The 23,609-nt window shown below is 47.5% G+C and carries 17 protein-coding genes; 12 read left to right on the top strand and 5 right to left on the bottom strand.

Annotated elements, in window-relative coordinates; translation table 11 throughout:
* Positions 1–190: 190 nt before the first annotated feature.
* The 4 genes from IQ257_RS22110 to IQ257_RS22125 are packed head-to-tail and all read left to right on the top strand — an operon-like array spanning position 191 to position 4,998.
* Positions 191–877 (top strand): sigma-70 family RNA polymerase sigma factor, encoded by a 687-nt coding sequence (locus tag IQ257_RS22110; RefSeq protein WP_228060918.1) that lies wholly within the window; start codon positions 191–193, stop codon positions 875–877.
* A 32-nt stretch (positions 878–909) separates the two neighbouring features.
* Positions 910–1,857 (top strand): DUF1822 family protein, encoded by a 948-nt coding sequence (locus IQ257_RS22115; protein WP_193877097.1) that lies wholly within the window; start codon positions 910–912, stop codon positions 1,855–1,857.
* A gap of 58 nt (positions 1,858–1,915) precedes the next feature.
* Positions 1,916–4,225, top strand: a complete 2,310-nt coding sequence (locus IQ257_RS22120) for a CHASE2 domain-containing protein (protein WP_193877098.1) — start codon at positions 1,916–1,918, stop codon at positions 4,223–4,225.
* A gap of 23 nt (positions 4,226–4,248) precedes the next feature.
* Complete coding sequence (locus IQ257_RS22125) at positions 4,249–4,998, top strand: DUF928 domain-containing protein (protein ID WP_193877099.1); 750 nt, start codon at positions 4,249–4,251, stop codon at positions 4,996–4,998.
* A 134-nt stretch (positions 4,999–5,132) separates the two neighbouring features.
* On the opposite strand, the gene IQ257_RS22130 is transcribed toward IQ257_RS22125, so the two are convergent.
* The 4 genes from IQ257_RS22130 to IQ257_RS22145 form a co-directional block, all read right to left on the bottom strand.
* The gene (locus IQ257_RS22130; protein ID WP_193877101.1) at positions 5,133–6,677 is read right to left on the bottom strand and encodes a phytoene desaturase family protein; all 1,545 of its coding nucleotides are present in this window, start codon (positions 6,675–6,677) and stop codon (positions 5,133–5,135) included.
* Positions 6,678–7,071: 394 nt separating this feature from the next.
* Positions 7,072–8,241: an ATP-grasp domain-containing protein gene (locus tag IQ257_RS22135; protein ID WP_228060919.1), complete on the bottom strand. Its 1,170-nt coding sequence runs from the start codon at positions 8,239–8,241 to the stop codon at positions 7,072–7,074.
* A gap of 377 nt (positions 8,242–8,618) precedes the next feature.
* On the bottom strand, positions 8,619–9,428 hold the full coding sequence (locus IQ257_RS22140; protein WP_193877103.1) for a DUF1350 family protein: 810 nt from the start codon (positions 9,426–9,428) through the stop codon (positions 8,619–8,621).
* Between the two features lie 189 nt (positions 9,429–9,617).
* Positions 9,618–10,619 (bottom strand): zinc-dependent alcohol dehydrogenase family protein, encoded by a 1,002-nt coding sequence (locus tag IQ257_RS22145; protein ID WP_193877105.1) that lies wholly within the window; start codon positions 10,617–10,619, stop codon positions 9,618–9,620.
* A gap of 602 nt (positions 10,620–11,221) precedes the next feature.
* On the opposite strand from IQ257_RS22145, the gene IQ257_RS22150 reads away from it, so the two are divergent.
* On the top strand, positions 11,222–11,596 hold the full coding sequence (locus IQ257_RS22150) for a hypothetical protein (RefSeq protein WP_193877106.1): 375 nt from the start codon (positions 11,222–11,224) through the stop codon (positions 11,594–11,596).
* A gap of 157 nt (positions 11,597–11,753) precedes the next feature.
* Here the strand turns inward: IQ257_RS22150 and IQ257_RS22155 are convergent, their stop codons facing one another.
* Positions 11,754–12,044 carry a hypothetical protein gene (locus tag IQ257_RS22155; protein WP_193877108.1) on the bottom strand — a complete coding sequence of 97 codons (291 nt, stop codon included), beginning with the start codon at positions 12,042–12,044 and terminating at the stop codon, positions 11,754–11,756.
* An 856-nt stretch (positions 12,045–12,900) separates the two neighbouring features.
* Between IQ257_RS22155 and adhE the strand changes: the two genes are divergently transcribed.
* From adhE to pflB, 7 genes are all read left to right on the top strand, one after another.
* Complete coding sequence (gene adhE / locus IQ257_RS22160) at positions 12,901–15,582, top strand: bifunctional acetaldehyde-CoA/alcohol dehydrogenase (protein ID WP_193877110.1); 2,682 nt, start codon at positions 12,901–12,903, stop codon at positions 15,580–15,582.
* Positions 15,583–15,650: 68 nt separating this feature from the next.
* Complete coding sequence (gene hoxE / locus IQ257_RS22165) at positions 15,651–16,178, top strand: bidirectional hydrogenase complex protein HoxE (RefSeq protein WP_193877113.1); 528 nt, start codon at positions 15,651–15,653, stop codon at positions 16,176–16,178.
* Positions 16,179–16,288: 110 nt separating this feature from the next.
* Positions 16,289–17,905 carry a NuoF family protein gene (locus IQ257_RS22170; protein ID WP_193877115.1) on the top strand — a complete coding sequence of 539 codons (1,617 nt, stop codon included), beginning with the start codon at positions 16,289–16,291 and terminating at the stop codon, positions 17,903–17,905.
* A gap of 60 nt (positions 17,906–17,965) precedes the next feature.
* A complete protein-coding gene (hoxU, locus tag IQ257_RS22175; protein ID WP_193877118.1) occupies positions 17,966–18,682 on the top strand; it encodes a bidirectional hydrogenase complex protein HoxU in 717 nt (238 codons plus the stop codon).
* Positions 18,670–19,218, top strand: a complete 549-nt coding sequence (locus IQ257_RS22180; protein ID WP_193877120.1) for an oxidoreductase — start codon at positions 18,670–18,672, stop codon at positions 19,216–19,218. Before hoxU ends, IQ257_RS22180 begins: the two co-directional genes overlap by 13 nt.
* A gap of 73 nt (positions 19,219–19,291) precedes the next feature.
* Positions 19,292–20,716, top strand: a complete 1,425-nt coding sequence (locus tag IQ257_RS22185; RefSeq protein ID WP_193877123.1) for a Ni/Fe hydrogenase subunit alpha — start codon at positions 19,292–19,294, stop codon at positions 20,714–20,716.
* 499 nt (positions 20,717–21,215) lie between these two features.
* Complete coding sequence (gene pflB, locus IQ257_RS22190) at positions 21,216–23,495, top strand: formate C-acetyltransferase (protein ID WP_193877126.1); 2,280 nt, start codon at positions 21,216–21,218, stop codon at positions 23,493–23,495.
* Positions 23,496–23,609 lie beyond the last annotated feature (114 nt).

A 23,609-nucleotide genomic window follows, 5' to 3' on the forward strand; every position in this document is an offset into this window, starting at 1 on the left:
TCTCCCCAGCTCCCTAGCTCCCCAGCTCCCTAGCTCCCCAGCTCCCTAGCTCCCCAGCTCCCTAGCTCCCTAGCTCCCCAGCTCCTCTTTTTTTTATAAACTTTTGTAAAGATTGTCAAACCTTGCATAAAACCTACCCCTCTAATTCGAGAACTCTATAGATACAGGTTGAGCGAGTGCATCAAAGCGATTGAGGTTAACCGTTAATGGCGTGCAACCTACATTAGTGATGAATCCAATAGACGAACGCTTAAAACAACTAGCCCGAGAAGCGCAACGGCACCCTCCCAAGACTCCACAGCGGCGATTGGCTTTAGCCAAGCTCCTGAGTGCAATTCAGCAATCTAGGAAGCTAACCCGTCCCTATCAGGGTCAATTTCAAGGTTTTTATGAGGATATTTATGATGAGGCGAAGCAACGACTTTTTTGCCATATTTGTGAAAAGATTGATGACTATGACCCCAATCGAGAAGTGTTGCAGTGGGTCAATTTTCTGCTCAAGCAGCGATTTTTCATTGAAGCGAGTCGAACCATCCTGCCTACGACACCCAAGGGAATAGACCCGAAAAAAGTCAGTCGATTGACCCTTGATGACTTAGACAGAAAAACCTGTAACGAACTGAATCCGCAGCTCAATCCTTCCTTATCTCAAGACGTTCTTCAATGTCTAGAATCTGACCCAGAAGGAGTTTTTAAAGGAACCTATACCTCTGACAATCCAGCCGCGAATTTTCAATTTCTAGCAATAAAACTTTTGTCAGGATACTCCTGGAAAGAGATTTCAGAGGAATTGGGTATTAAAATTTCAACTCTCAGCAGCTTTTATCAGCGCTGTCTAACTAAATTTGCCCCTAAATTTAGGGAATATTTATCCTAGCGATCGCTCCCCAAGCCACGGACTTAAACATTATGAATAGCCTAAAAAATGACCTGACCTTTACCGTACCGCTAACCCCAGACGCCCACAAGATAGCCCAGAAATTCCACCAGCAGCAATCTAACTCTCAAAAAGCTAAACAAATTTATCTCAATACATTAGCCGTTTATGCTGTCAATTTTTACCTGGGATGCCTGGGAATTGAAACAGAGTTGGACGCCAGTGACAGTTGGCATCCAGTCATGCAAACCCTGGCAGACACTGCCGATTTATGCCTCAAGAACGGTGGGAAATTAGAATGCCGTCCGGTACTGCCAGATGCACAAGTCTGTTGCGTACCGCCAGAGGTTTGCTCAGATCGGATTGGTTATGTCGCCGTGCAACTGAATCACTCGTTAACAGAAGCAACTTTAGTAGGATTCTTACCTGAAGTTGTAACCACCCAATTACCCCTAAATCAGTTCCAGTCTCTGGAAACGTTACTAGAACACTTGAACCCATCAACACAATCAGAATCGGTAAACCTCCGTCAATGGTTACAAAATGTTTTTGATGCAGGTTGGCAGACGATGGAGTCACTTTTTGAGCCACCTCAGACTCAGCTTGCATACAATTTCAGAACGATCCATTCCTCCACAACCAGTCCATCAACCGATCCGACAACAGCAGTAAAACGAGGCAAGCGCCTTGATATGGGACGGCGGTACGACGATAACCATGTGGCGTTGTGCGTTGGTTTGAAGCCCACGGATTCATCAGAACTAGACATTTCAGTGGAGGTGTATCCTACAGATGCTCAAGCTTATTTACCACGAGCGTTACAACTTATCGTACTTGATGAACAGGGGGCAGCCGTTATGCAAGCAGAAGCAAGGAGTACCAAACATATTCAATTGGAGTTTAGTGGTGAACCGGGAGAACGGTTTGGTGTGCGGGTAGCGTTGGGTGATGTCAGCATCACGGAAGCCTTTTTAATTTGAGGAGCCAAAGTCTCACCAAAAATCTGGGACGTTATGACTTTAGTCGTCTATTTCTACCATGGGAAAGTTAGTCGTTTTGAGACTGGATGGTGAGGCACGAGAACAGGGGTTCCGGGTGACATTGGCAATCGGACTGGAAGGCGCGCCCCCAGAAATTGAACTAACGGGTTACTTGCCTGCTGTTCCTGAACTCGCCCATCACATCCAACACCATTGGCTGCATCAATACCGCAGTATTGGCGCACCTTACCGAATTAAACCTAAAAAAATCACTTACGATGGTTCCCTCAACCAGCGCCTCAAAGAATGCCAGGAATCTGCGAATGAACTGCGCGATCGCTTCAAGGCATGGCTCGATTGCGAATCCTTTCGTCCTCTAGATCGGCGATTGCGAGAAGAATTAAGCCGAGAGGAGGAGATTCGATTTCTGATCCGTACTGAAGACCGACAATTACAGAAACTGCCCTGGCATTTATGGGACTTTTTTGAGCATTATTCTAAAGCCGAAATAGGGCTGAGTGGTACAACCTTTGAACGACCCAACACCTCCACGCTAAATCACCGCACCGCTACAGTTAAGATTTTGGCGATTCTGGGTCACAGCGAAGGTCTTGATATCGAAAAAGACAGACAGTTACTCGAAAATTTGCCCAATGCCGAAACGACGTTTTTAGTCGAGAATACGCGCCAAGAAATTACCGACCAGTTGTGGGAACAACCGTGGGATATTATCTTTTTTGCCGGACACAGCGAGACGCAAGGGGAAACCGGACGGATTTATATCAATCCCACCGAAAGTTTAACGATTAATGAACTGTGGTACGCCCTCAAAAAAGCGGTCGAGAGGGGTTTAAAACTGGCAATTTTTAACTCCTGTGACGGATTAGGGTTGGCGCAGCAATTGAATGATTTGCAGATTCCCCAAATGATTGTGATGCGGGAATTGGTGCCAGATCGGGTAGCACAGGAATTTTTAAAGCATTTTTTGATGGCGTTTGCCGGAGGTCAACCTTTTTATCTTGCCGTGCGGGAAGCGCGAGAGCAATTGCAGGGCTTGGAGAGTATTTTTCCCTGTGCGAGTTGGCTGCCAGTGATTTGCCAGAATCCCACTCAAGTTTTGCCACTTTGGGACGATTGGATTGAACCGACGAGGAAACAACCGAAGAGGGGATGGCGAGGTTGGCAGAGTGTGCTAGTCGCTAGTATTGCTGCTACAGGTTTGGCGATGGGAGTGCGATCGCTCGGCTGGTTACAGTCTTGGGAACTAAATGTATTTGACCAGTTCCTGCAATTGCGCCCTGCTGAAGTTGCCGATCCGCGACTATTGGTGGTTAAGGTAACGGCAGAGGATATCGAAAAATTAGGTGGGGAATACCCCTTGAGCGATCGCACTTTACTACAGCTATTGCAGAAACTTGAGGCGCATCAACCGCGAGTTATTGGTTTGGATATCTACCGCGATCGACCAGAAGGAGAAGGACATACTGAATTAGTCGAATACTTCCAAAAGAGCGATAGCATTGTTCCTGTCTGTATGGTTCCCGCTCCAGCCCTGCCTTCAGGGGTTGCACCACCGCCAGGAGTTCCAGGAGAACGCTTGGGTTTTGGTGATGTGGTTGTCGATCCAGATGATATCGTCCGCCGCCACCTTATCGCCATGGAACCGCCTGCGGCATCTCCCTGTTCTACTTTCTACGCTCTGAGCTCTCAACTCGCACTGCATTATTTAGAAAAAGAAGGCATATCACCTCAATTCATCTCAGAAAATGATTGGCAGTTGGGTTCGGTGAGGCTAAAAAATTTGGCGGTTCACAGGGGTTTTTACCAGCAACAAGTAGGCTTACAAGGCTTCCAAATCCTGCTTAACTACCGCTTCAACAACTCTCTCTCAGACATTGCGGAACAAGTCACGCTTACCGATGTCTTAACCAATCAAGTCAACCCTAATTTTTTAAAAGATAAAATTGTCCTGGTTGGTGTTACCGACCCTACTGTTAAAGATGATTTCCAGACACCTTACCACCAGGATATCCGAGGAGTGATGCTACACGCTTATCTCGTGAGTCAGATTATCAGTGCAGTCGCAGACAAACGCCCCTTACTGTGGTTTTTCCCATTATGGATTGATACCCTATGGATTTGGGGTTGGTCTACTGTAGGAGGGATACTCACCTGGTACTTTCTGTCATCACCCCGAAACTTGGGATTAGCCGTTGGAGTAGCCCTTATTACCTTAAATGGTATTAGCTTGTGCGGGCTATTCACCACAGGAGGTGTGTTACCGATTGTCCCGTCAGCGCTGGCATTAGTAGCCGCTAGCGGCGGTATTGTTGCTTACAGAGTGTTTGGAAATCCACGATCGCACTAAACGTTATACCGAATACGATCGCAATGAGACTAGCTCTAATACTTTCTTTAGCACTTGCTGGGATTGCCTGCTATCCAAAACTCATGCAGGCGCAATTAACTCCCACTATCCAAAACGCTTCTAGCCAGCAAGAACCTATAGTACCGCCCGGTAGACCTCCCGAACGAAAACCCGCAGGAACTCGCGGTGATTGTGAGGAAACCAATACCTCATTCGTCGAAGACTTTACACCCTTGTTACCTGTTACCGATTCCGAATTTAAGTTCTCTGGACGTACCCTAACCGGGCATCCTACCTTTTGGTTTTATGTTCCTTATCAAACCAGTAGCCTTAGCGATGCGAAGTTTCTAATTGAGGAGCAACAAAGCCAATATTTAGTTTATCAGACTGGAGTAAACTTACCAACAACTCCAGGTTTTGTCAAGGTGAGCCTACCCAGTACAGAAAACCCCCTACAGCCGAATCAAGCCTATCGCTGGCAATTTATCATGTATTGTACGTCAGATGTACCAGGCGATCGCTCCAAAACTGTCTCCCATCAGGGATTAATAGAACGGGTTGATATGCCTAATCTAGAAACCCAATTAGAAACTGCTACGTTAGCCGAACGAGTCAACTTCTATATTGACAACAGCCTGTGGTATGACGCTTCAGCCGATTTAACCGAGATTCGTACTATCCCGCAAGTGTGGCACAAACTCTTAAAAGCGATCGGTTTAGAACACCTTGAAGGAGAACCTATTTGGGGTTCGGTTGAGCCGAGTGAACAATAACACAGAAAATTAGCATAGCGATCGCCCTATTCCTAGTCCGCAAAATCTTAGACTGGGCTGGATTTATCTCCGCCAGTTCCGGACAGGTACTACCAACTCAACCGGAATCTGCACTTTAGCCGAAATTCTGAGAGTTAAGGATACATCCCCTTTAGCATTTCTAAATGCTTCTGGACAGGCGCGAGTGTATTAGCAGCAATCATCCCACTAGCCGCAACAGCAGGCAAACCGATGCCAGGGAAAGTCGAGTCTCCACAACAGAGCAATCCTGGTAGGGGTGTATTCGCTCCGGGAAAGAACCCTTCTCCCGCCCGAATTCCTGGACCGTAGGAACCCCGATGTCGTCGTAGAAAGCGTTCGTGGGTTAATGGTGTACCCACCAGCGTCACCTCACAACGCGATCGCATCTCTGGAATAATTCGCTCCAAGGCTTGCCACATCACCTCTGCACGCGCCTGCTTTTGTTTTGCATAAACTTCACTGCGACGATCCATCCCCTGCCAAAGTTCGTAGGGTTCATTACCCGGAGTGTAAACATGGATACTATGCTTTCCCGGTGGCGCTAGGGATGGGTCTAATAGGGACGGAATCGATACTAACACAACATTTTGAGGCGCGGTAACGCCTTTTCCCCAGTCATTAACAACAATAGAGTGACACGCTAAGTCAGACGGCAGTCCTTGGGCGTCAATACCCAGGTGGAGATGCATAAAGCTATCACAAATAGGAGTCGCCTGCCGCTTTGCCCGAAACTGTTGTGGCACACTCCCTTCTGGCAGCAGCTTCAGGGTATCCCAAACGGACGCATTGGACACGACAGCCTGACGCGCCCGCATCTCCTTACCCCCTCGCAGACGCACACCGACTGCACGGTTGCCTTCAACCAAGACTTCCTCGACATGAGCATTGAGCATCAACTTACCGCCGTATCGTTCTAGTCCCCGTACCAGCGCAGCAACAATAGCGCCACTGCCCCCCACCGGATAATCCAGCACGACACCAGGTCGATACCAATCAGCAAACATAAACGCCATCTCCGCCGCACTGGTGCCATTGGCAGGCAGTCCAGACAGCAGAAAACACAACAAGTCGAGCCAGTTGCGCAGGAACGGGTCAACGATAACATCCTCTATAATTCGGCTGAAGGGTCCGGTGAGCTTGAGCATATTGGCAGTCTGCTGAATCAAAGATGGCGCAAATCGACCCGCCGTCATGAGTGCGCCCCAATCAAAACGGAGGGCAGCAGGGGGAATTGCGATCGCTGCCTTTGCCAACGGTTCCATAACGCGCTGTAGGGAACGCCATTCGGCAACCGCTTGATCACCCCGCAGCTTAGAGAGTACCTCACAAAATTGATCGGCTCCCACCGAGGTATTAAAATCCCCTTCCGGTAAACAGCATCCCCAGGTATCATAGGTTACACACAATAGTTTTTCTCCGATGGCATCAAGGACTTGTCTCAGGGGATTAGCAGAGGGGCTGTAGGACAAGCCGGAGTAGAGTGACGGACCAGAATCAAACGTGAATCCCCGGTGATCGAAAGTATGTGCAGCACCACCTGGGATCGAGTGGCTCTCGCAAACGGTTACGTTGAAACCGTATCGCGCTAGCAGTGCCGCACAGCTCAAACCGCCAATACCACTACCAATTACGACTACATCTGTCGCTTTGTCAGTCAATGTCTGCCTCTTCACTGTTTCAGTAATATCAATGTAATTTTAACGGAATGTTAAAAGAAGCACTAGCTAGTGTATTTTGTCAATACTTTGAGGGTGTTGTTGAAATTTTTGTGATTGACGATAATTCTCCAGATAAAAACGATGCTTTGCGGTCAGCACTTTAATCGCTTGGAATGTAAAAAAAGATATAAAAAGAATTAACGTATAACAGCCTAACTTAAATAAATATACTTCACCGATTCATCATTTACTATCGGCTCGCTCTGGATATAATGCTAGTCCTTTGTACCCTTTATTAAATATGATGCGTGATGTCAAAGGATTAGTGAGACGTTGGCTTGAAGCTTGTCATTGACAGTAAGGCAGGCGTCTCGCCTGCCATTCACAGCCAAGATTAAAGTCGCTGCTTCAGTAAAGCTCTGAGTTCGTTCTGCGTTTCAATCGAGCCAGCTAGCAAGACAACTATTTTGCCAATTGCAATCGTACCCCAATTGACAATAATGATACCTGTACCATTTTGGGGATTGAACTCAATATCACCCAAGTTGAGCTCATTGAGGGAACGATATTGAGTTGTGAAGGTTTCGCAACTCCAATGGGTGATGTTTAGCTTTTTGGCAACAACGGTGGGATAAGAGGCACCATTAAAACGGGGATTGCACTCAATTGCCAGGTAATGAGTCTCCTCGCTATCTTCTACTACTGCGACATCAAAGGCAAAGATTTCTTTCATTCCCCGTTGCGCCATCCACAGAGCCATGGGTTCAACCAGTTCCCAAGGCTGATGGGTTGTAGGATAGCGATTACCGCAATGAGCGCATCCTGTGAGGATTTGTTCGGATGTAGCGAGACGCTCAACCCCAGATGGTGTCACGCGATATTGTAAGTTTAAAAATTGGGACGTTTTCAACTCCTGCTGAATTTGCAATGGCAGATTGTCAGGGAGTGCTTTCAGAGCCTGAGTGAGCTGCTGGGGGGTTTCACATCGGCAAATACCAGCACCATCGACAGAAACGGCTGGTTTGAGATAGCAGGGATAGGGGAATTTATCTGAAGTGTTGATGGCGGCTTTGTCGGCAAAACATAAGGTTTGTGGGACACTTACTCCCAGTTCGTGGGCTAATTCCATGAAATTATTCTTGGAATTTATGAAATCAACGACGTTGAACCAGTTTTCGTCGAGTTGGCGAAACCAAGTCTTATCGAAATGGGTATCGTTTGTGGCATTGCCAAAGAAGAAGAGCGAAAGGTCATAGTTGGGATACTCGGCTAACACACTTAACTCGACATCCCAGATTGGATTTTGGCTGTGCCTTAAACCAATCCGTGCATAGTGACTGGTAATAGCAGACCATTGCGGCTTTAAATCTGGATGCAATTGAATAATATCAGAGGGTTCAGTTGCACCTAGCACCCGACCGGAATAAAGATGATTACCAGTGACTAACTCATGAGTACAGTTCATGATGTCATGGTTGAAAATTTTGGGTCGTTGGTGCTGGAGTGGTGGGGTTGAGTCTGGCTTCGGAAGGGGAGTTGTTGAGTTTGAAGGTTTTAGTTGCATCGTAAGGATACTCTTTAGGTAATGGAGCTACAATATCTAGTCAAATCGAGTGTTATCTAACAGAAAACGCTGGGCTAGTCAATAGGAACAGCCTAGAAATAAGGTGATGTCAATTATGCAGATGTTTCCTGAGCTAATGTAGGAGCAACTTGAGGAGTCTTAAGTAAAAATTAATAAGTTTTTTTACAAAAGGATGGGCTGATACTTGTAACAAATTATTAATAGCGATTTTTAACTTAATAGACTACAGTTTGACTTCCCTAATCCAAAGTTCACTCAGCAGTTTTCTTCTCTTTTTCGGAGGCATGGCTGTTAAGGTATTAAATCGCTCTTCCTTTGGTTTATAGTTAATAAGATATGAACCTTATAACCTCACCTCAAGCCAACAACAAAGGATTCAACCACCGAATAATCTCCCGTTTCAACAAATTCAAATCCCGATAAGCCTCTTGCTTAAACCACTGCCCGATCGCATCCCAAGGCGTAAACACATCCCCCGTCGTCCAGTTGATATCTTGTCCCAACGGCGTTAGGTGATTCCCAGGTAATGTCTGCATAGCCACCATACCAGGAAAACGCTGCTGCAAAATTGGAGTCAAGCTAACGGTTTGGTCGATTTCGTCGTTGGTAAATTTAATCAGTAAATTGCGGCGGACTTCGTAACGTTCCGCAATTAGCTCGTTAGTTTCTAGGGGTGATGGGGTAAACTCAACATCGAAAGCTGGCGTAATGTTGAACTGCTTGAGAAATGCCAGCCGCTCTTGAACATTCAACTGCTCCAGGAAAGGAATAGCCCGCTTTGCCGGATAATTATTGAACGAAATCAAGATATTCCCAGCCCGTTCGACTGAAAAGAGACTACCGATGAGCAAATGTAACTTGCAGCCCATACTATGTCCAACACCATAGATTGGTAGGTACTTTTTACTTAAAACCGTTGTAGCTTGCAAGCGATCGAGAGTTGTTTCAAAGCGATTGAGAACTTCTCGGGCGATCGCAACGTGATCGAAGGTATTAATAAATGGCGTAGCAATGACAGCATACCCCTGACGCCCCAATTGTTCAAGTAACCAGCGATACGTTAACTGAGGAGCTGTTGCAACGAATGCTCCCCCCAAAAAATGCACAATGCCCGTGGGACGGGGTGGAATTAAAACCCAGCTACCGTATAGTTCTTGCCAGTCCATGGGAAGAGCGCCTAGTTTACATATCTTCAATTTTGACAGAAGAGATTAGGGAGTGGGGGACAAGGAGACAAGGGGACAAGGAGATAGAAAACCCGAATTTTCTAACACAACTCACCCACGCTCCCCAGCTCCTCAGCTCCCCAGCGTTCGACTGAGCGAAGCCGAAGTCTCCCCCGCTCCTCAGTTTTCCTAAATCTCAAGGACGATTTTACCTGTCGTTGAACCGGATTCTATGGCGGTGTGAGCGGTAGCAGCATCTTTAAGGGGTAGCGTTTGACTCAGGTGAATTTTTAGTTTCCCTTCATCCATGAAATTGGCACATTGCTGGAGAATCTCACCTTGATGCTGCTGGGCGGCAACGATATCCTGCAATAAGGGTGTCAGCATCAGTTCTAGACTAATCCGGAGATTACGCGAGCGCGCAATCTTCAAATTCCCTTGGCTAGAGTCAGGTTCCAGAAGCGTTACCAAATCACCATACACTCGTACAGCACCACAGGAGTCAAAGAAGGTTTTGCCGCCTACGGTATCGAATGCTAGATCTACCCCTTCTCCCCCAGTCCAATCTAATGCCTCTTGCACGAAGTCGGTTTGTTTGTAGAGAATAGGATAGTCAGCCCCCAACTGACGAACTAATCGCGCTTTCTCTTGAGAACCAACGGTTGTACAAACTTCAGCCCCTTTAATTTTGGCAAGTTGGATGGCAACATGACCCACACCACCAGCCCCTGCATGAATCAGCACCCGTTGCCCTGCTGCCAAGCGTCCCCTATCGTATAGGGCTTCCCAGGCGGTGATGAGTACCAACGGTGCTGCCGCTGCTTCGGTAAAGGAGACTGATTTAGGTTTGTGGGCAACCAATCGTTCCTCCACTACTGCCCATTCTGCATAGTTGCCCGTACCAGCTTTTCCCAGTCCGCCAGCGCAGAAGTACACCTCATCGCCAACCTGAAATCCCTGGACAGCAGAACCTACTGCTTCCACCACTCCAGCACCGTCACAACCTAGGATAGCTGGCATCTGGTCGGGATAAAAGGTTCCCCTGTGTCGCAGTTTGGTGTCAATGGGGTTAATGCCAGCGGCGTGAAGGCGTACCAAAATTTCGGTATCGTTGTGGATTTCGGGTTCGGGTACATCTTGAAGTTGCAGCACCTCGGGTTCACCAGGGGTAGTCATTAAAACGGCTTTCATCGGGTAGTTTTATCGCTAAGAGGAGTGAGTTTCTTTGAGCACTTTACCGCAGCTCGGGGTTGATTGAGCGATCGCTTCGGGGAATATAAGCTGTAAGGGGGCATCAACAAAAACCAACACGGGTCAGGGGTTGATGCCATTAAAGTCTCGACGGCATTGGAGAACTGTAACGTTGCTTGCGGGTAGTAGATTAACGGTTCTTTACAATGTCTATCGCCCCGACAGCAGAATTCTGAGAAGAATGGCAACTAATCCTAAGAAATGTTAAGCTTTGTTGACATAAGGGTTTGTTCTTACCAATCACTGATTAGTCGGGGTTTGCAGCCATTTTCCCGAAAAGTCAGAAAACACCAATAAATTCATAGTTCAACCTATCGGTAGATATTTCCTATCGGTTGGCGCTGAAAATGTGCGTTTTGTAACAATTCATATATCTGAAATCTTACCCCTCTATTGTAAATTTTTTTTAATATAAGCTCATCTCAACTAAAAGTTTAACTATACTGATTTTCACCCACCTCAATTTTTTAGAGGGTGAGAGGGGGGGATTAAAGGGATTTTCAGTAAACTGCATTTTTTTTATGACTACAGGAGAAACAAGAATGGAAATAGCGACTCGTGAGAATTTAACAAAGTCCTATTCGTTAGAAATGGTCAGAAACTTTTTAATCTGGACATTTACGCTAACAGTTTGCTTGCTAGTTGTAGGGTTCCCCCTAATCGTCTTAATGGTGAGTATCGGCGCAATTATGGCGATTACCTTGCAATCGCTACTGTCAGTCAGTGCCGTTTTGCTGGTTGCGGCTTGCTTAATTGGCGCTAATGTTTTGGCAGTTTTAGTTGGTGCGACAATCTTGACGTTGAAGGGAGTTAATCCAAGAGACGTGAGTTGGTTGAATTGGTTGAATGGCGAGCCTGATCCTCTACATACTTCAATTTATGCAGCTTGCCCACTGACGTGCGAATTTACAAAGTAGCAATTAACGTTGACTTTCTACTTGTTTAGTCAACGTTAGATGACTGAGTAAGTTGCTAATCAAACGGTAGTGTGGCCCGGTAATACCGGGTTTTTTCATGTCTAAATTTCCGTATCCTATTCAATACATTTGGTCAAATTGATATAGCGGTTCTCACTTACATGAGGTACAGTCCCACTCCCCATTCCCTGCCTTCATCAGGGTGTACCTCACCAGCTCGAAGCTGACGAATCAAGTCCATAGAACTTGATTGAATCCCTGTTTTAGCTTCTACTTCGGCACTACGAGCCATAATGCGCTGGTGTACTGCCAGTGATCGCCGTCGTCGCACTTTGTGGGCGATCGCTTCAACAACCATTTCCTTAAAAGACTCACTGCCTTCTCGAAACTGCCTTGCTTGCTCAAGCAGATTGGCAGGAAGGCGAATAGTTATAGCTTCTCGCTCCATCCTTGCAAACTATGCAATCTTCAAACGATATCATATATTGTAACTATTTTCTGAATCACAAAGCGATTGCATCTCACCATGATTGGATGCACAAATCAGCAGAGCGATCGCCTCTTAAGTCAAAGTACACAGCTTTCTCGCTAACTTCATCTACCAAGGATTGCCAATTATCGTAAAACCTGACCAGTAATAGGGAATAGGGAATTTATAAATTATATTTTTTACGGCAACTTGGTATTAGAATAAGAAATTATTCTTTGCCTGCTCCCCCACACTCCGTCTATAAAATTAAGGGGAATTTAAACAACAAACAAGTTGTTTATTAAGAAAGAGTAAAATCTACCGATATCCGATTAAGTACAATTCTAAAAACTTCATTGATTTCTAAAGACATTCCCTTGACTAAGGAGATAGTATAGAAGTGTAGCGGCAGAAAAAACGCTCCCTCTATTTCCTTAAGGAACTCGGCTTCATCCTTGATTTAAACTTGTTTCGGAGCAATGGACAGACTTTGCCCTTAGGGTATTAGGAGTATCAAATTTAATGGACTCATTTCTCAAATTACCGACTTTCCCAATCCGCTAAATGCCTTGTTTAGACGGAAATCCCCTGAGTTTCTGGTAACGAGAATTTACAGGACGAGAAGGAAAATAGAAATGCATTCTGCCATAGTTGATACCACAGGACAGAATACAGAGGCTAAGAATAGTCACCCTAGTCGTAATCCACACCGAAAAAACTAAACTGTAGACGATTGATACCTGTCTGCTTTGCGAGGGTAACACTGTTGAAAAAAACGCTGAATGTGAGCAGGTTGCCCCAATTGATGATGAGTAAAGATTGATACGAGATACTCATGAAAGTAACAAACACCCAAGAACTCGAACAACTGATTCAACGAGTCAAGACCGCTCAAGAAAAATACGCCACCTATACCCAAGAGCAGGTAGATGAAATTTTCAAGAAAGCGGCATTAGCTGCCAACGCCGCAAGAATTCCCCTCGCAAAAATGGCAGTTGCGGAAACGGGTATGGGAGTCGTTGAGGACAAAGTGATCAAAAACCACTTTGCCTCGGAAATGATTTACAACAAGTACAAGCACTATAAGACCTGCGGAGTGATTGAACAGGACAAATCCTTTGGCTTCCAGAAAATTGCCGAACCCGTGGGCATCCTGGCTGGAATCGTTCCCACCACCAACCCCACATCCACTGCCATTTTCAAAGCCCTAATCGCACTCAAAACCCGCAACGGGATCATCTTCTCCCCCCACCCCAGAGCCAAGAACTGCACCATTGAAGCGGCAAAAATCCTTCGAGAAGCCGCCGTAGCCGCAGGCGCTCCCGAGGGAATTATCGGCTGGATTGATGAACCGACGGTGCCCCTATCCCAGGCATTAATGCAACATGAGGACATCAAGCTGATCCTAGCAACCGGGGGCCCAGGGATGGTCAAAGCAGCATACTCCTCCGGGCGTCCTTCTTTGGGTGTGGGTGCAGGGAACACCCCAGCGGTGATTGATTCAACGGCTCACCTAAAAATGGCGGTTTCGTCAATCATCATCAGCAAAACCTTCGATAATGGCATGATTTGTGCCAGCGAGCAGTCTGTTATCGTTTTGGATAATGTTTACGAGACAGTCCGCCAAGAGTTTATCAATCGCGGCGCTTACTTCCTCACCCCAGAGGAACGGGAAAGACTGGGCAGCAAAATCATTGTTAATGGACGTTTAAATGCTGATATCGTCGGTCAGCCGGTTAAGAAGTTAGCTGAACTGGCTGATATTTCGCTCCCAGAAGGCACTCGCGTCATTATCTGTGAAGTGGAGGGCATTGGTTTAGACGAGCCATTTTCTTACGAGAAACTCTCCCCCGTCTTGGCGATGTATCGGGGGAACACCTTTGAGGATGCTGTCGAGAAAGCGAAGCAGTTGGTGGCATTTGCCGGTCGCGGACATACAGCCGTTCTCTATACCAATCCCGCCAACACCGAGCATATCAAGCGGTTTGAAGACCAAGTAGAGGCGTCTCGCGTACTGATTAACACCCCCTCGTCTCAAGGGGCAATTGGCGACCTCTACAACTTCCGCCTCGACCCCTCTCTGACTCTCGGTTGCGGTACTTGGGGCGGCAACTCCGTCAGCGAAAACGTCGGACCAGAACACCTGCTGAACGTCAAAACCGTGGCAGAACGGCGGGAAAATATGCTCTGGTTCCGAGTGCCGCCCAAGGTTTACTTTAAGTATGGTTGCTTGCCCGTTGCCATGGGAGAGTTAGTTGGGAAGCAGCGGGCGTTTATCGTTACTGACAAACCGATTTACGAACTCGGCATGACTGCTAGTGTCGAAGAGGTACTGGATGAAATTGGGTTGAAGTACGATATATTCTACGATGTTGAACCCGACCCATCCCTGGACACGGTAAATCGGGGGTTGGAATTGATGAGAACCTTCAATCCCGATGTGATTATTGCTGTGGGTGGCGGTTCACCGATGGATGCTGCCAAAATTATGTGGCTGATGTACGAGCATCCAGAGATTGAATTTGAAGGACTGGCAATGCGGTTTATGGATATCCGCAAGCGGGTATACGAACTGCCACCTCTGGGTGAGAAAGCCATGATGGTTGCCATTCCCACCACATCGGGAACGGGATCGGAAGTGACGCCGTTTGCTGTAGTAACGGATCGACGCAACAACATCAAGTACCCGTTAGCAGACTACGCCCTGACGCCGAACATGGCAATTATCGATCCAGAGTTGGTACTCCATATGCCCAAGAGTCTCACGGCTTTCGGGGGAATTGACGCCCTCACCCATGCCCTGGAAGCCTATGTCTCTGTGTTGGCGTCGGAGTATACAAACGGTCTGGCATTGGAGGCAATTCGGCTAATCTTTAAGTACCTGCCATCGGCATACAAGAACGGTGCCAGTGATCCCAAGGCACGGGAGAAAATCCATTACGCCGCGACGATGGCTGGTATGGCATTTGCCAATAGCTTCCTGGGAATCTGTCACTCTATGGCACACCAACTGGGGGCAACCTTCCACGTTCCCCACGGTTTGGCGAATGCCCTGATGATTCCCTATGTCATTCGCTACAACGCTACGGATGCACCCTTCAAACAGGCAACGTTCTCCCAGTACAAGTACCCGAATGCGAAGTGGCGCTATTCCCGGATTGCGGATTACCTGAACCTGGGGGGTGATACCGAAGAGGAGAAGGTGGAGCTTTTAATTGGTGCAATCGAGCAATTAAAGCGTCAAATTGAAATTCCTTCAGCGATTAAGGACACGATTAAGGAAAGTGAAGCGCAATTCCTCGCCAAGCTGGACGAGTTAGCTGACCAGGCATTTGACGACCAATGCACGGGTGCAAATCCGCGTTACCCGCTGATTGAAGACCTCAAAGAATTGTACACCAAGGCGTACTACGGTGACTTAGGAACGGTTCCGGCGATTGAACCTGTGAATGAAAATGGTGCGATCGGCAGCACTAATATGAAATCGGATATTCAACCTGCCGTACCCATGTCTTAGCTGCGTTGTGGGGTGGGCATTGCTCACCCTACGGATACTCATCCAATAAAGGTAAAGGAGTGTTAACTATGCCCTCTGTCAGTGAAACCTCTGTCACCAAAAAAACCAAAGCTAAACCTGAACACCCCAGTGGTGATAAGCGTTTCAAAGTATTAGACATTACAATGAAGCGCAATCAATATCGTGCTGATTCTCTGATTGAAGTACTCCACAAGGCACAAGAAGCTTTTGGTTATCTAGAAGAAGATGTATTGCTTTATATCGCACGGGGGCTGAAACTGCCCCTGAGTCGGGTGTATGGTGTGGCGACGTTTTACCATCTGTTCTCCCTGAAGCCCAATGGCGCTCATACTTGTGTGGTTTGTACGGGTACGGCTTGCTATGTCAAAGGTGGGGGTGAGGTGTTGGCAAGGCTAGAGAATGAAGTTGGGGTGAAAGTGGGTGAGACGACAGCCGATGGTCAACTGTCGTTGATGACGGCTCGTTGTATCGGTGCTTGTGGTATTGCTCCGGCGGTGGTTTTTGATGGGACGGTGGCTCCTAAACAGACGCCGGAGTTGGCATTGGAAAGGGTGAAGGGGTGGTTGAAGGAGTAAGGGTTTTTTGAAACGCAGAGGTGCGCTGAGGTTTCGCAGAGGTGCGCGGAGGTTGAGTGAGGTTTGGAGTTTTTTTTGAGTTCCCAATCAAGTGAGAGGAGATACGGGGAATGGATTTAATGGAATTGCTTGAAATTGGTGAGGCAGAACGTAAGGCGCAAAAGAGTATTCGTGTGCATTGCTGTACGTCAACGGGGTGCCAAGCGGCGAATTCTTTGGGTGTGAAGAAGAATTTGGAGGGGGCGGTTAAAACGGCGGGATTGAGCGATCGCGTTCAGGTGGTTGGTGTCGGTTGTATGGGGTTCTGTGGTCGGGGTCCTTTGGTGCAGGTTGACCCGGAGGAAAAACTTTACCAGGAAGTAACTCCCGATGATGCTGTTAGTCTAATTGATACGCTGAACGGTGGTACAACTACGGCGGCTGAGGGTGATGCTAAACACCCGTTTTTCGCTCGGCAAATGCGAATTGTCCGGGAAACCAGCGGCAAGATTGACCCTGAACGGATTGAAGAATATATCGCGGCGGGGGGGTATCAATCCCTGTATAAGGTGATTCATGAGATGAACCCGGCTGAGGTGGTTGATGAAATTAGCAAGAGTGGTTTACGGGGACGGGGTGGTGGTGGGTATCCCACGGGTTTGAAATGGGCAACGATCGCCAAAATGCCCCCTGGACAGAAGTATGTGATTTGCAATGCTGACGAAGGCGATCCCGGTGCGTTTATGGATCGGTCGGTATTGGAGAGCGATCCCCATCGGGTTTTGGAAGGAATGGCGATCGCCGCCTATGCTGTTGGTGCCACCGAAGGCTATATTTATGTTCGTGCTGAGTATCCCCTAGCGATTCAGCGTTTGCAAATTGCCATCAAGCAAGCGAAAAAACTGGGTATTCTTGGCAGTCAAATTTTCGATTCTCCCTTTGACTTTAAAATTGACATCCGCATTGGTGCAGGTGCCTTCGTCTGCGGGGAAGAAACCGCTTTAATAGCCTCCGTTGAAGGCGGACGCGGTACACCTCGCCCCCGTCCTCCCTATCCGGCACAATCTGGGTTATGGGGTTGTCCTACCCTGATTAATAACGTTGAAACCTTCGCTAACATTGCGGCGATTATTCGTGAGGGTGCAGAATGGTATGCCAGTATCGGCACCGAAACAAGTAAAGGCACAAAAGTGTTTGCCCTAACTGGCAAAATTCGCAACAACGGCTTAATTGAAGTGCCGATGGGTATTACCCTCCGAGAAATTGTCGAAGAAATGGGCGGCGGCGTACCCGATGGGGAGGTAAAAGCGGTACAAACTGGGGGTCCCTCTGGCGGTTGCATCCCCGCAACACTACTCGACACTCCCGTAGACTATGATTCCCTAATCAAAATCGGCTCAATGATGGGTTCTGGCGGCATGGTGGTGATGGATCAAAACACCAGCATGATTGAAGTTGCCCAATTCTACATGGAATTCTGCCAGGGTGAAACCTGCGGTAAATGTATCCCCTGTCGCGCTGGGACGGTGCAAATGTACCAGGCATTGACCAAAATCCTGAAAGGCGAAGCTACCATGCTTGACCTGGCAAAGCTTGAACAACTATGTGACATGGTTAAAGCGACGAGTTTATGCGGTTTGGGTCAGACGGCACCGAATCCCGTGTTGAGTACCCTGCGCTATTTCCGGGATGAGTATCTGACTCTGTTGCAAGATAGCCCGAATGGAAAGGTTGCTGTTAAGTCATAAATGACATAGACGCAGAAGCGGCTTCCCGAAGGGTAGAACAAACAACACAAAGGACAAGATATGTCAGTAAAAACGTTGACAATTGATGGTGTTGATATCGCTATTGAAGAGGGCGCAACGATCCTCAAAGCAGCGGAAGAGGCTGGTGTTCACATCCCCACTTTATGCCATTTAGAAGGGGTTTCTGATATCGGTGCCTGCCGACTTTGTTTGGTGGAAGTGGCTGGGATTAATAAATTGCTGCCTGCTTGTGTGACTGAGGTGGCAGAAGGGATGGAAATTCACACCCATACCTCTACGTTGCAAGATTATCGGCGCATGATTGTGGAAATGCTCTTTGCCGAAGGCAATCACATCTGTGCGATTTGTGTGGCAAATGGCAATTGTGAACTCCAAGATTTGGCAATTGAAGTGGGGATGGATCACTCCCGCTTCCCCTACCGTTTTCCAGAACGGGGGGTAGATATTTCCCACGATCGCTTTGGAATTGATCATAACCGTTGCGTCCTGTGTACTCGGTGTGTGCGCGTCTGCGATGAAATCGAAGGGGCTCACGTTTGGGATGTCGCCGGTCGCGGTCCAGCGTCTAAAGTGATTACGGGATTAAATCAGCCTTGGGGACAGGTCGATGCCTGTACGTCCTGCGGCAAGTGTGTAGACGCCTGCCCTACGGGTTCAATTTTCCGTAAAGGTTCTACGGTTTCTGAAATGCAGAAGGACAAAGGCAAACTTGAGTTTCTAGTCACAGCACGGGAGAACAAGCAATGGACAAGATAAGACTGGCGACGGTTTGGCTGTGCGGCTGTTCTGGCTGCCACATGTCCTTTCTCGACTTGGACGAGTGGTTGATTGACTTAGCTGAGATGGTGGATTTGGTCTACAGTCCGGTTGGTTCTGATATTAAAGACTACCCCGGCAATGTTGATGTTTGTCTAGTCGAGGGCGGGGTTGCGAATGAGGAGAATTTGGAGTTAATTCACAAAGTCAGAGAACGCACTAAGTTACTCATTTCCTTTGGCGATTGTGCTGTAACGGCTAATGTTCCTGCCCTCCGGAATATGTTAGGAGGGGCAGAACCCGTTTTGAAACGCTGCTATCTGGAATTGGGCGATGCAAATCCTCAGTTGCCGAAGTTTCCAGGTATCGTTCCGGAATTGCTCGATCGCGTGTGTCCGGTGCATGAAGTGGTAGAGGTCGATCTATTTATGCCGGGATGTCCGCCACCGGCTGCCCGAATTCGAGCAGTCATTGAACCCTTGCTGAGGGGTGAGAAACCCGTGATGACAGGGCGAAAAATGCTGAAGTTTGGATAGTCTTTGTTGGCAACGGATTGGATAGCGGATGTAACGGATGTGATAATCCGTAACCACTACGAAAGGAACAGTTATGGCTAAAACAGTTGTTATTGACCCCGTAACTCGGATTGAGGGTCATGCCAAGATATCGGTATTTCTAGATGATGCGGGTGAGGTATCGGATGCCCGTTTCCATGTGGTGGAATTTCGGGGCTTTGAAAAGTTCTGTGAAGGCAGACCGATGTGGGAAATGGCGGGAATTACTGCCCGAATCTGCGGGATTTGTCCGGTGAGTCACCTGCTGGCTTCTGCGAAGACGGGGGATAAAATCCAGGCGGTGAAGGTGCCTCCCGCCGGGGAGAAGTTGCGGCGGATGATGAATTTGGGGCAGATTACTCAGTCTCACGCCCTCTCGTTTTTCCACCTGAGTAGTCCTGATTTTCTGTTAGGTTGGGATAGTGACCCCGCAACGCGCAACGTGTTCGGGCTAATTGCGGCTGACCCGGATTTGGCGAGAAGTGGTATTCGGTTGCGGCAATTTGGTCAGACAATCATTGAATTGTTGGGTGCTAAGAAAATTCACCCGGCTTGGGCTGTACCGGGAGGTGTGCGATCGCCGTTATCGGAAGAAGGACGGGCGTGGATTCGCGATCGCTTACCGGAATCTCGAACTACCACAGAAAATGCCCTGGGTTTGTTCAAACAGCTTTTGGATCGCTTTGCCACGGAAGTGGAAACCTTTGGTCAGTTTCCCTCCCTATTTATGGGGTTAGTGGGAAAAGATGGGCTGTGGGAACATTACGGGGGTCATCTCCGATTTAAGGATAGTGAGGGTAATATTGTTGCTGATGGACTCAGTGAGGATGATTATCAGGACTTTATGGGTGAGGCGGTTGAACCGTGGTCTTATCTGAAATTCCCTTACTATAAGCCTCTAGGTTATCCTGATGGAATCTATCGAGTGGGACCGTTAGCGAGACTCAACGTGTGCGATCGCATGGGGACGGAAGCAGCAGATCGGGAGTTGCTGGAATTCCGCGATCGCGTCGGTGGCATGGCAACCTCGTCCTTCTTCTACCACTACGCCCGCTTAGTCGAAATTCTGGCAGCAATTGAGCGGATTGAGCAACTCGTAGAAGACCCCGATATTGTTTCACCCCGCACCCGCGCCGACGCTGGGATTAACCAACTTGAAGCTGTTGGTGTGAGTGAGGCACCCAGAGGCACATTGTTCCACCACTACCAGGTTGATGAAAATGGACTGATTAAGAAAGTCAACCTGATTATTGCCACAGGTCAGAATAACTTGGCGATGAATAAAACCGTGGCACAAATTGCCAAGCATTATATCCACGGGAATGAAATCCCGGAGGGGATGCTAAACCGTGTAGAAGCTGGAATTCGCGCCTTTGATCCTTGTTTGAGTTGTTCGACCCATGCTTTCGGTCAAATGCCCCTGCACGTTCAGTTGGTTGGGGCATCTGGGGATGTTTTGGATGAGGTTTGGCGAGATTAGTACGAATATGCCGTAGAGACGTTGCATGCAACGTCTCTGCTACCTGTTAATGGTTATTTTATAAATCTCTCTTAGTAATTATCTCGCTATTTTACTATTTTAACATGAAATCAGCAGTATGACAAAAAATTCGTAACGTTAATTTATCAATTAATGTCTTTGATTATACCTCCAATTAGATTTAGTAAAAACTTAGATTTACAGAGGTTTAAAATTGCGATATTAATCAATATAGAGCTATTATGTTAGTGGAGATTGAGAGGGTACTAAAAATAACCATCTAACAGAAGTAAGACCTAGTAACCAATGACTCCATCGACTATCAGCTCTATCAGTTCCAGAATTTCCAAAAAGTCTGAGGGAAGAGTTAAGCGATACAAGTTCCGAAGATCAGCCAAGCCGTAAATTCTTGAAGAAAATGAACAACACCTAACAGTTAGAGGAAAAACTGAATGGTGTGATGAGCGAAAATTTTTGCAGTAATAGAGGTTAACAGAATATGGTAGCAACGTTTGCACCCCAGGTTCCAGCACGAGATGACGAAAAAGCGGCTATTAGTGAGCAATGGCAAAGCTTTATTCCCGGCACATGGACGAAGGAAATTAATGTCCGGGACTTTATTCAAAAGAATTACACCCCCTATATAGGAGACGATTCGTTTTTAACCCACCCCACTGAAGGTACGAAAACTCTGTGGAACAAAGTCGGTGAGTTGATGAAGCAAGAGCGGGAAAAAGGCATCTTGGATGTTGATACGAAAGTTCCCTCCGGTATTACCGCTCACGCTCCTGGTTACATCGATAAAGATCTAGAAAAAATCGTCGGGTTGCAAACTGACAAACCCCTGAAACGGGCAATTATGCCCTTTGGCGGTATCCGGGTAGTGAAGAAATCCCTGGAAGCTTACGGTTACCAACTCGACCCAGAAACAGACAATATATTTAAGTATCGCAAAACCCACAATGATGGTGTTTTCGATGCCTATACCCGCGAAATGAGGGCGGCGCGACATTCTGGAATTATTACAGGTTTACCGGATTCATACGGGCGGGGTCGGATTATTGGCGACTATCGGCGCGTGGCATTGTATGGGGTAGACCGATTAATTGCGGACAAAAAACAGCAGCAAGAATCCCTGGAATTTGATGCTATAGACGAGTCAGTTATTCAGCAACGGGAGGAAATTTCCGAGCAAATCCGGGCGTTGCAAGAACTCAAAGACATGGCAGCAGGTTACGGATTTGATATTAGTCGTCCGGCAGCGAATGCTAAAGAAGCGGTACAGTGGACGTACTTTGGTTACTTGGGTGCGGTTAAAGAGCAAAACGGTGCGGCAATGTCCCTGGGACGGGTTTCTACGTTCCTAGATATTTATATTGAGCGTGACTTGAATAATGGCACCCTGACTGAAGCGGAAGCGCAGGAAATTATCGACCATTTCGTGATGAAGCTGCGGATGGTGCGCTTCCTGCGAGATCCAGCCTACAATGCACTCTTCTCCGGTGATCCCGTTTGGGTGACTGAAGTAATTGGTGGTTTGGGTGAAGATGGACGGGCACTGGTTACTAAAAATAGTTTCCGCTTCCTGCACACCTTGTATAATTTAGGTGCCGCACCCGAACCAAACTTGACCGTATTATGGTCGGAACGCTTACCAGAGAATTTTAAACGTTTCTGCGCCAAAGTATCGGTAGAAACCAGTTCGATTCAGTACGAAAACGATGACTTGATGCGACCGGAATATGGCGATGATTACGGTATTGCTTGCTGTGTGTCTGCCATGCCCATTGGTAAACAGATGCAGTTCTTCGGGGCACGGGTGAACCTGGCGAAAGCGCTGCTGTATGCCATCAACGGCGGCAAAGATGAGAAAGCAGGCGAGCAAGCCGGACCTGCACTTGCACCCATTACCTCAGAGTACTTAGAGTATAACGAGGTGATGGCAAAGTTTGATTTGATGATGGAGTGGTTGTCGAAACTGTATGTCAACACCCTCAACGTCATCCACTATATGCACGATAAATATTGTTATGAACGCTTAGAAATGGCGCTGCATGACCGGGATATTTATCGGACAATGGCGTGTGGAATTGCTGGGCTGTCTGTAGTTACAGATGCTTTATCGGCAATAAAGCATACCAAGGTGAAAGTTATCCGCAATGAAAGCGGTTTAGCGGTGGATTATGAAATCGCAGGCGATTATCCTAAATTCGGCAATAACGACGATCGCGTGGATGAAATTGCCGCGAATCTGGTTAAAGCATTCATGAATAAAGTCCGCAAGCACAAGACTTATCGTGGTGCCGTACCTACTCAATCGATTCTCACCATTACCTCTAACGTAGTATACGGGAAGAAGACAGGTAGCACCCCCGATGGTCGCAAAGCGGGCGAACCCTTTGCCCCTGGTGCTAACCCGATGCACGGACGCGATACCAATGGCGCGATCGCATCCTTAGCCTCTGTTGCTAAACTTCCCTACGAACACGCTCAAGATGGCATTTCCTACACCTTCTCTATTGTGCCGCAGGCGCTAGGTAAGGCGGATGATGCTAAGGTGACTAACCTGGTGGGAATGCTAGACGGTTACTTCCACGATGGGGGACACCACGTTAACATTAACGTCTTCAACCGCGACACTCTGCTTGATGCGATGGAGCATCCAGAAAAATATCCACAGCTAACCATCCGAGTATCCGGCTACGCCGTTAACTTTATCAAGTTAACCCGCGAACAGCAGTTGGATGTGATTAGTCGCACCTTCCACGAACGTATTTAAGGATTTGTAGGGGTACAGTACACCGTACCCCTACCCTGCCGCTTACAAAAAATTCCAGAACTCATGACAAACAGCACCTCCATTCCCTATTCCCCACTCCCCACTCCCCACTCC

This window comes from Coleofasciculus sp. LEGE 07092 (assembly GCF_015207375.1).
In the GTDB taxonomy this organism is placed as follows: Bacteria; Cyanobacteriota; Cyanobacteriia; order Cyanobacteriales; family Coleofasciculaceae; genus LEGE-07092.

What these genes read in the sequence shown, in the direction of transcription:
- IQ257_RS22115 (WP_193877097.1), top strand. Translation starts at nt 910, where the DNA reads ATGAATAGCCTAAAAAATGACCTGACCTTTACCGTACCGCTAACCCCA.
- IQ257_RS22120 (WP_193877098.1), top strand. Translation starts at nt 1,916, where the DNA reads ATGGGAAAGTTAGTCGTTTTGAGACTGGATGGTGAGGCACGAGAACAG.
- IQ257_RS22125 (WP_193877099.1), top strand. Translation starts at nt 4,249, where the DNA reads ATGAGACTAGCTCTAATACTTTCTTTAGCACTTGCTGGGATTGCCTGC.
- IQ257_RS22135 (WP_228060919.1), bottom strand. Translation starts at nt 8,241, where the DNA reads ATGCAACTAAAACCTTCAAACTCAACAACTCCCCTTCCGAAGCCAGAC.
- IQ257_RS22140 (WP_193877103.1), bottom strand. Translation starts at nt 9,428, where the DNA reads ATGGACTGGCAAGAACTATACGGTAGCTGGGTTTTAATTCCACCCCGT.
- IQ257_RS22145 (WP_193877105.1), bottom strand. Translation starts at nt 10,619, where the DNA reads ATGAAAGCCGTTTTAATGACTACCCCTGGTGAACCCGAGGTGCTGCAA.
- IQ257_RS22150 (WP_193877106.1), top strand. Translation starts at nt 11,222, where the DNA reads ATGGAAATAGCGACTCGTGAGAATTTAACAAAGTCCTATTCGTTAGAA.
- IQ257_RS22155 (WP_193877108.1), bottom strand. Translation starts at nt 12,044, where the DNA reads ATGGAGCGAGAAGCTATAACTATTCGCCTTCCTGCCAATCTGCTTGAG.
- adhE (WP_193877110.1), top strand. Translation starts at nt 12,901, where the DNA reads ATGAAAGTAACAAACACCCAAGAACTCGAACAACTGATTCAACGAGTC.
- hoxE (WP_193877113.1), top strand. Translation starts at nt 15,651, where the DNA reads ATGCCCTCTGTCAGTGAAACCTCTGTCACCAAAAAAACCAAAGCTAAA.
- IQ257_RS22170 (WP_193877115.1), top strand. Translation starts at nt 16,289, where the DNA reads ATGGATTTAATGGAATTGCTTGAAATTGGTGAGGCAGAACGTAAGGCG.
- hoxU (WP_193877118.1), top strand. Translation starts at nt 17,966, where the DNA reads ATGTCAGTAAAAACGTTGACAATTGATGGTGTTGATATCGCTATTGAA.
- IQ257_RS22180 (WP_193877120.1), top strand. Translation starts at nt 18,670, where the DNA reads ATGGACAAGATAAGACTGGCGACGGTTTGGCTGTGCGGCTGTTCTGGC.
- IQ257_RS22185 (WP_193877123.1), top strand. Translation starts at nt 19,292, where the DNA reads ATGGCTAAAACAGTTGTTATTGACCCCGTAACTCGGATTGAGGGTCAT.
- pflB (WP_193877126.1), top strand. Translation starts at nt 21,216, where the DNA reads ATGGTAGCAACGTTTGCACCCCAGGTTCCAGCACGAGATGACGAAAAA.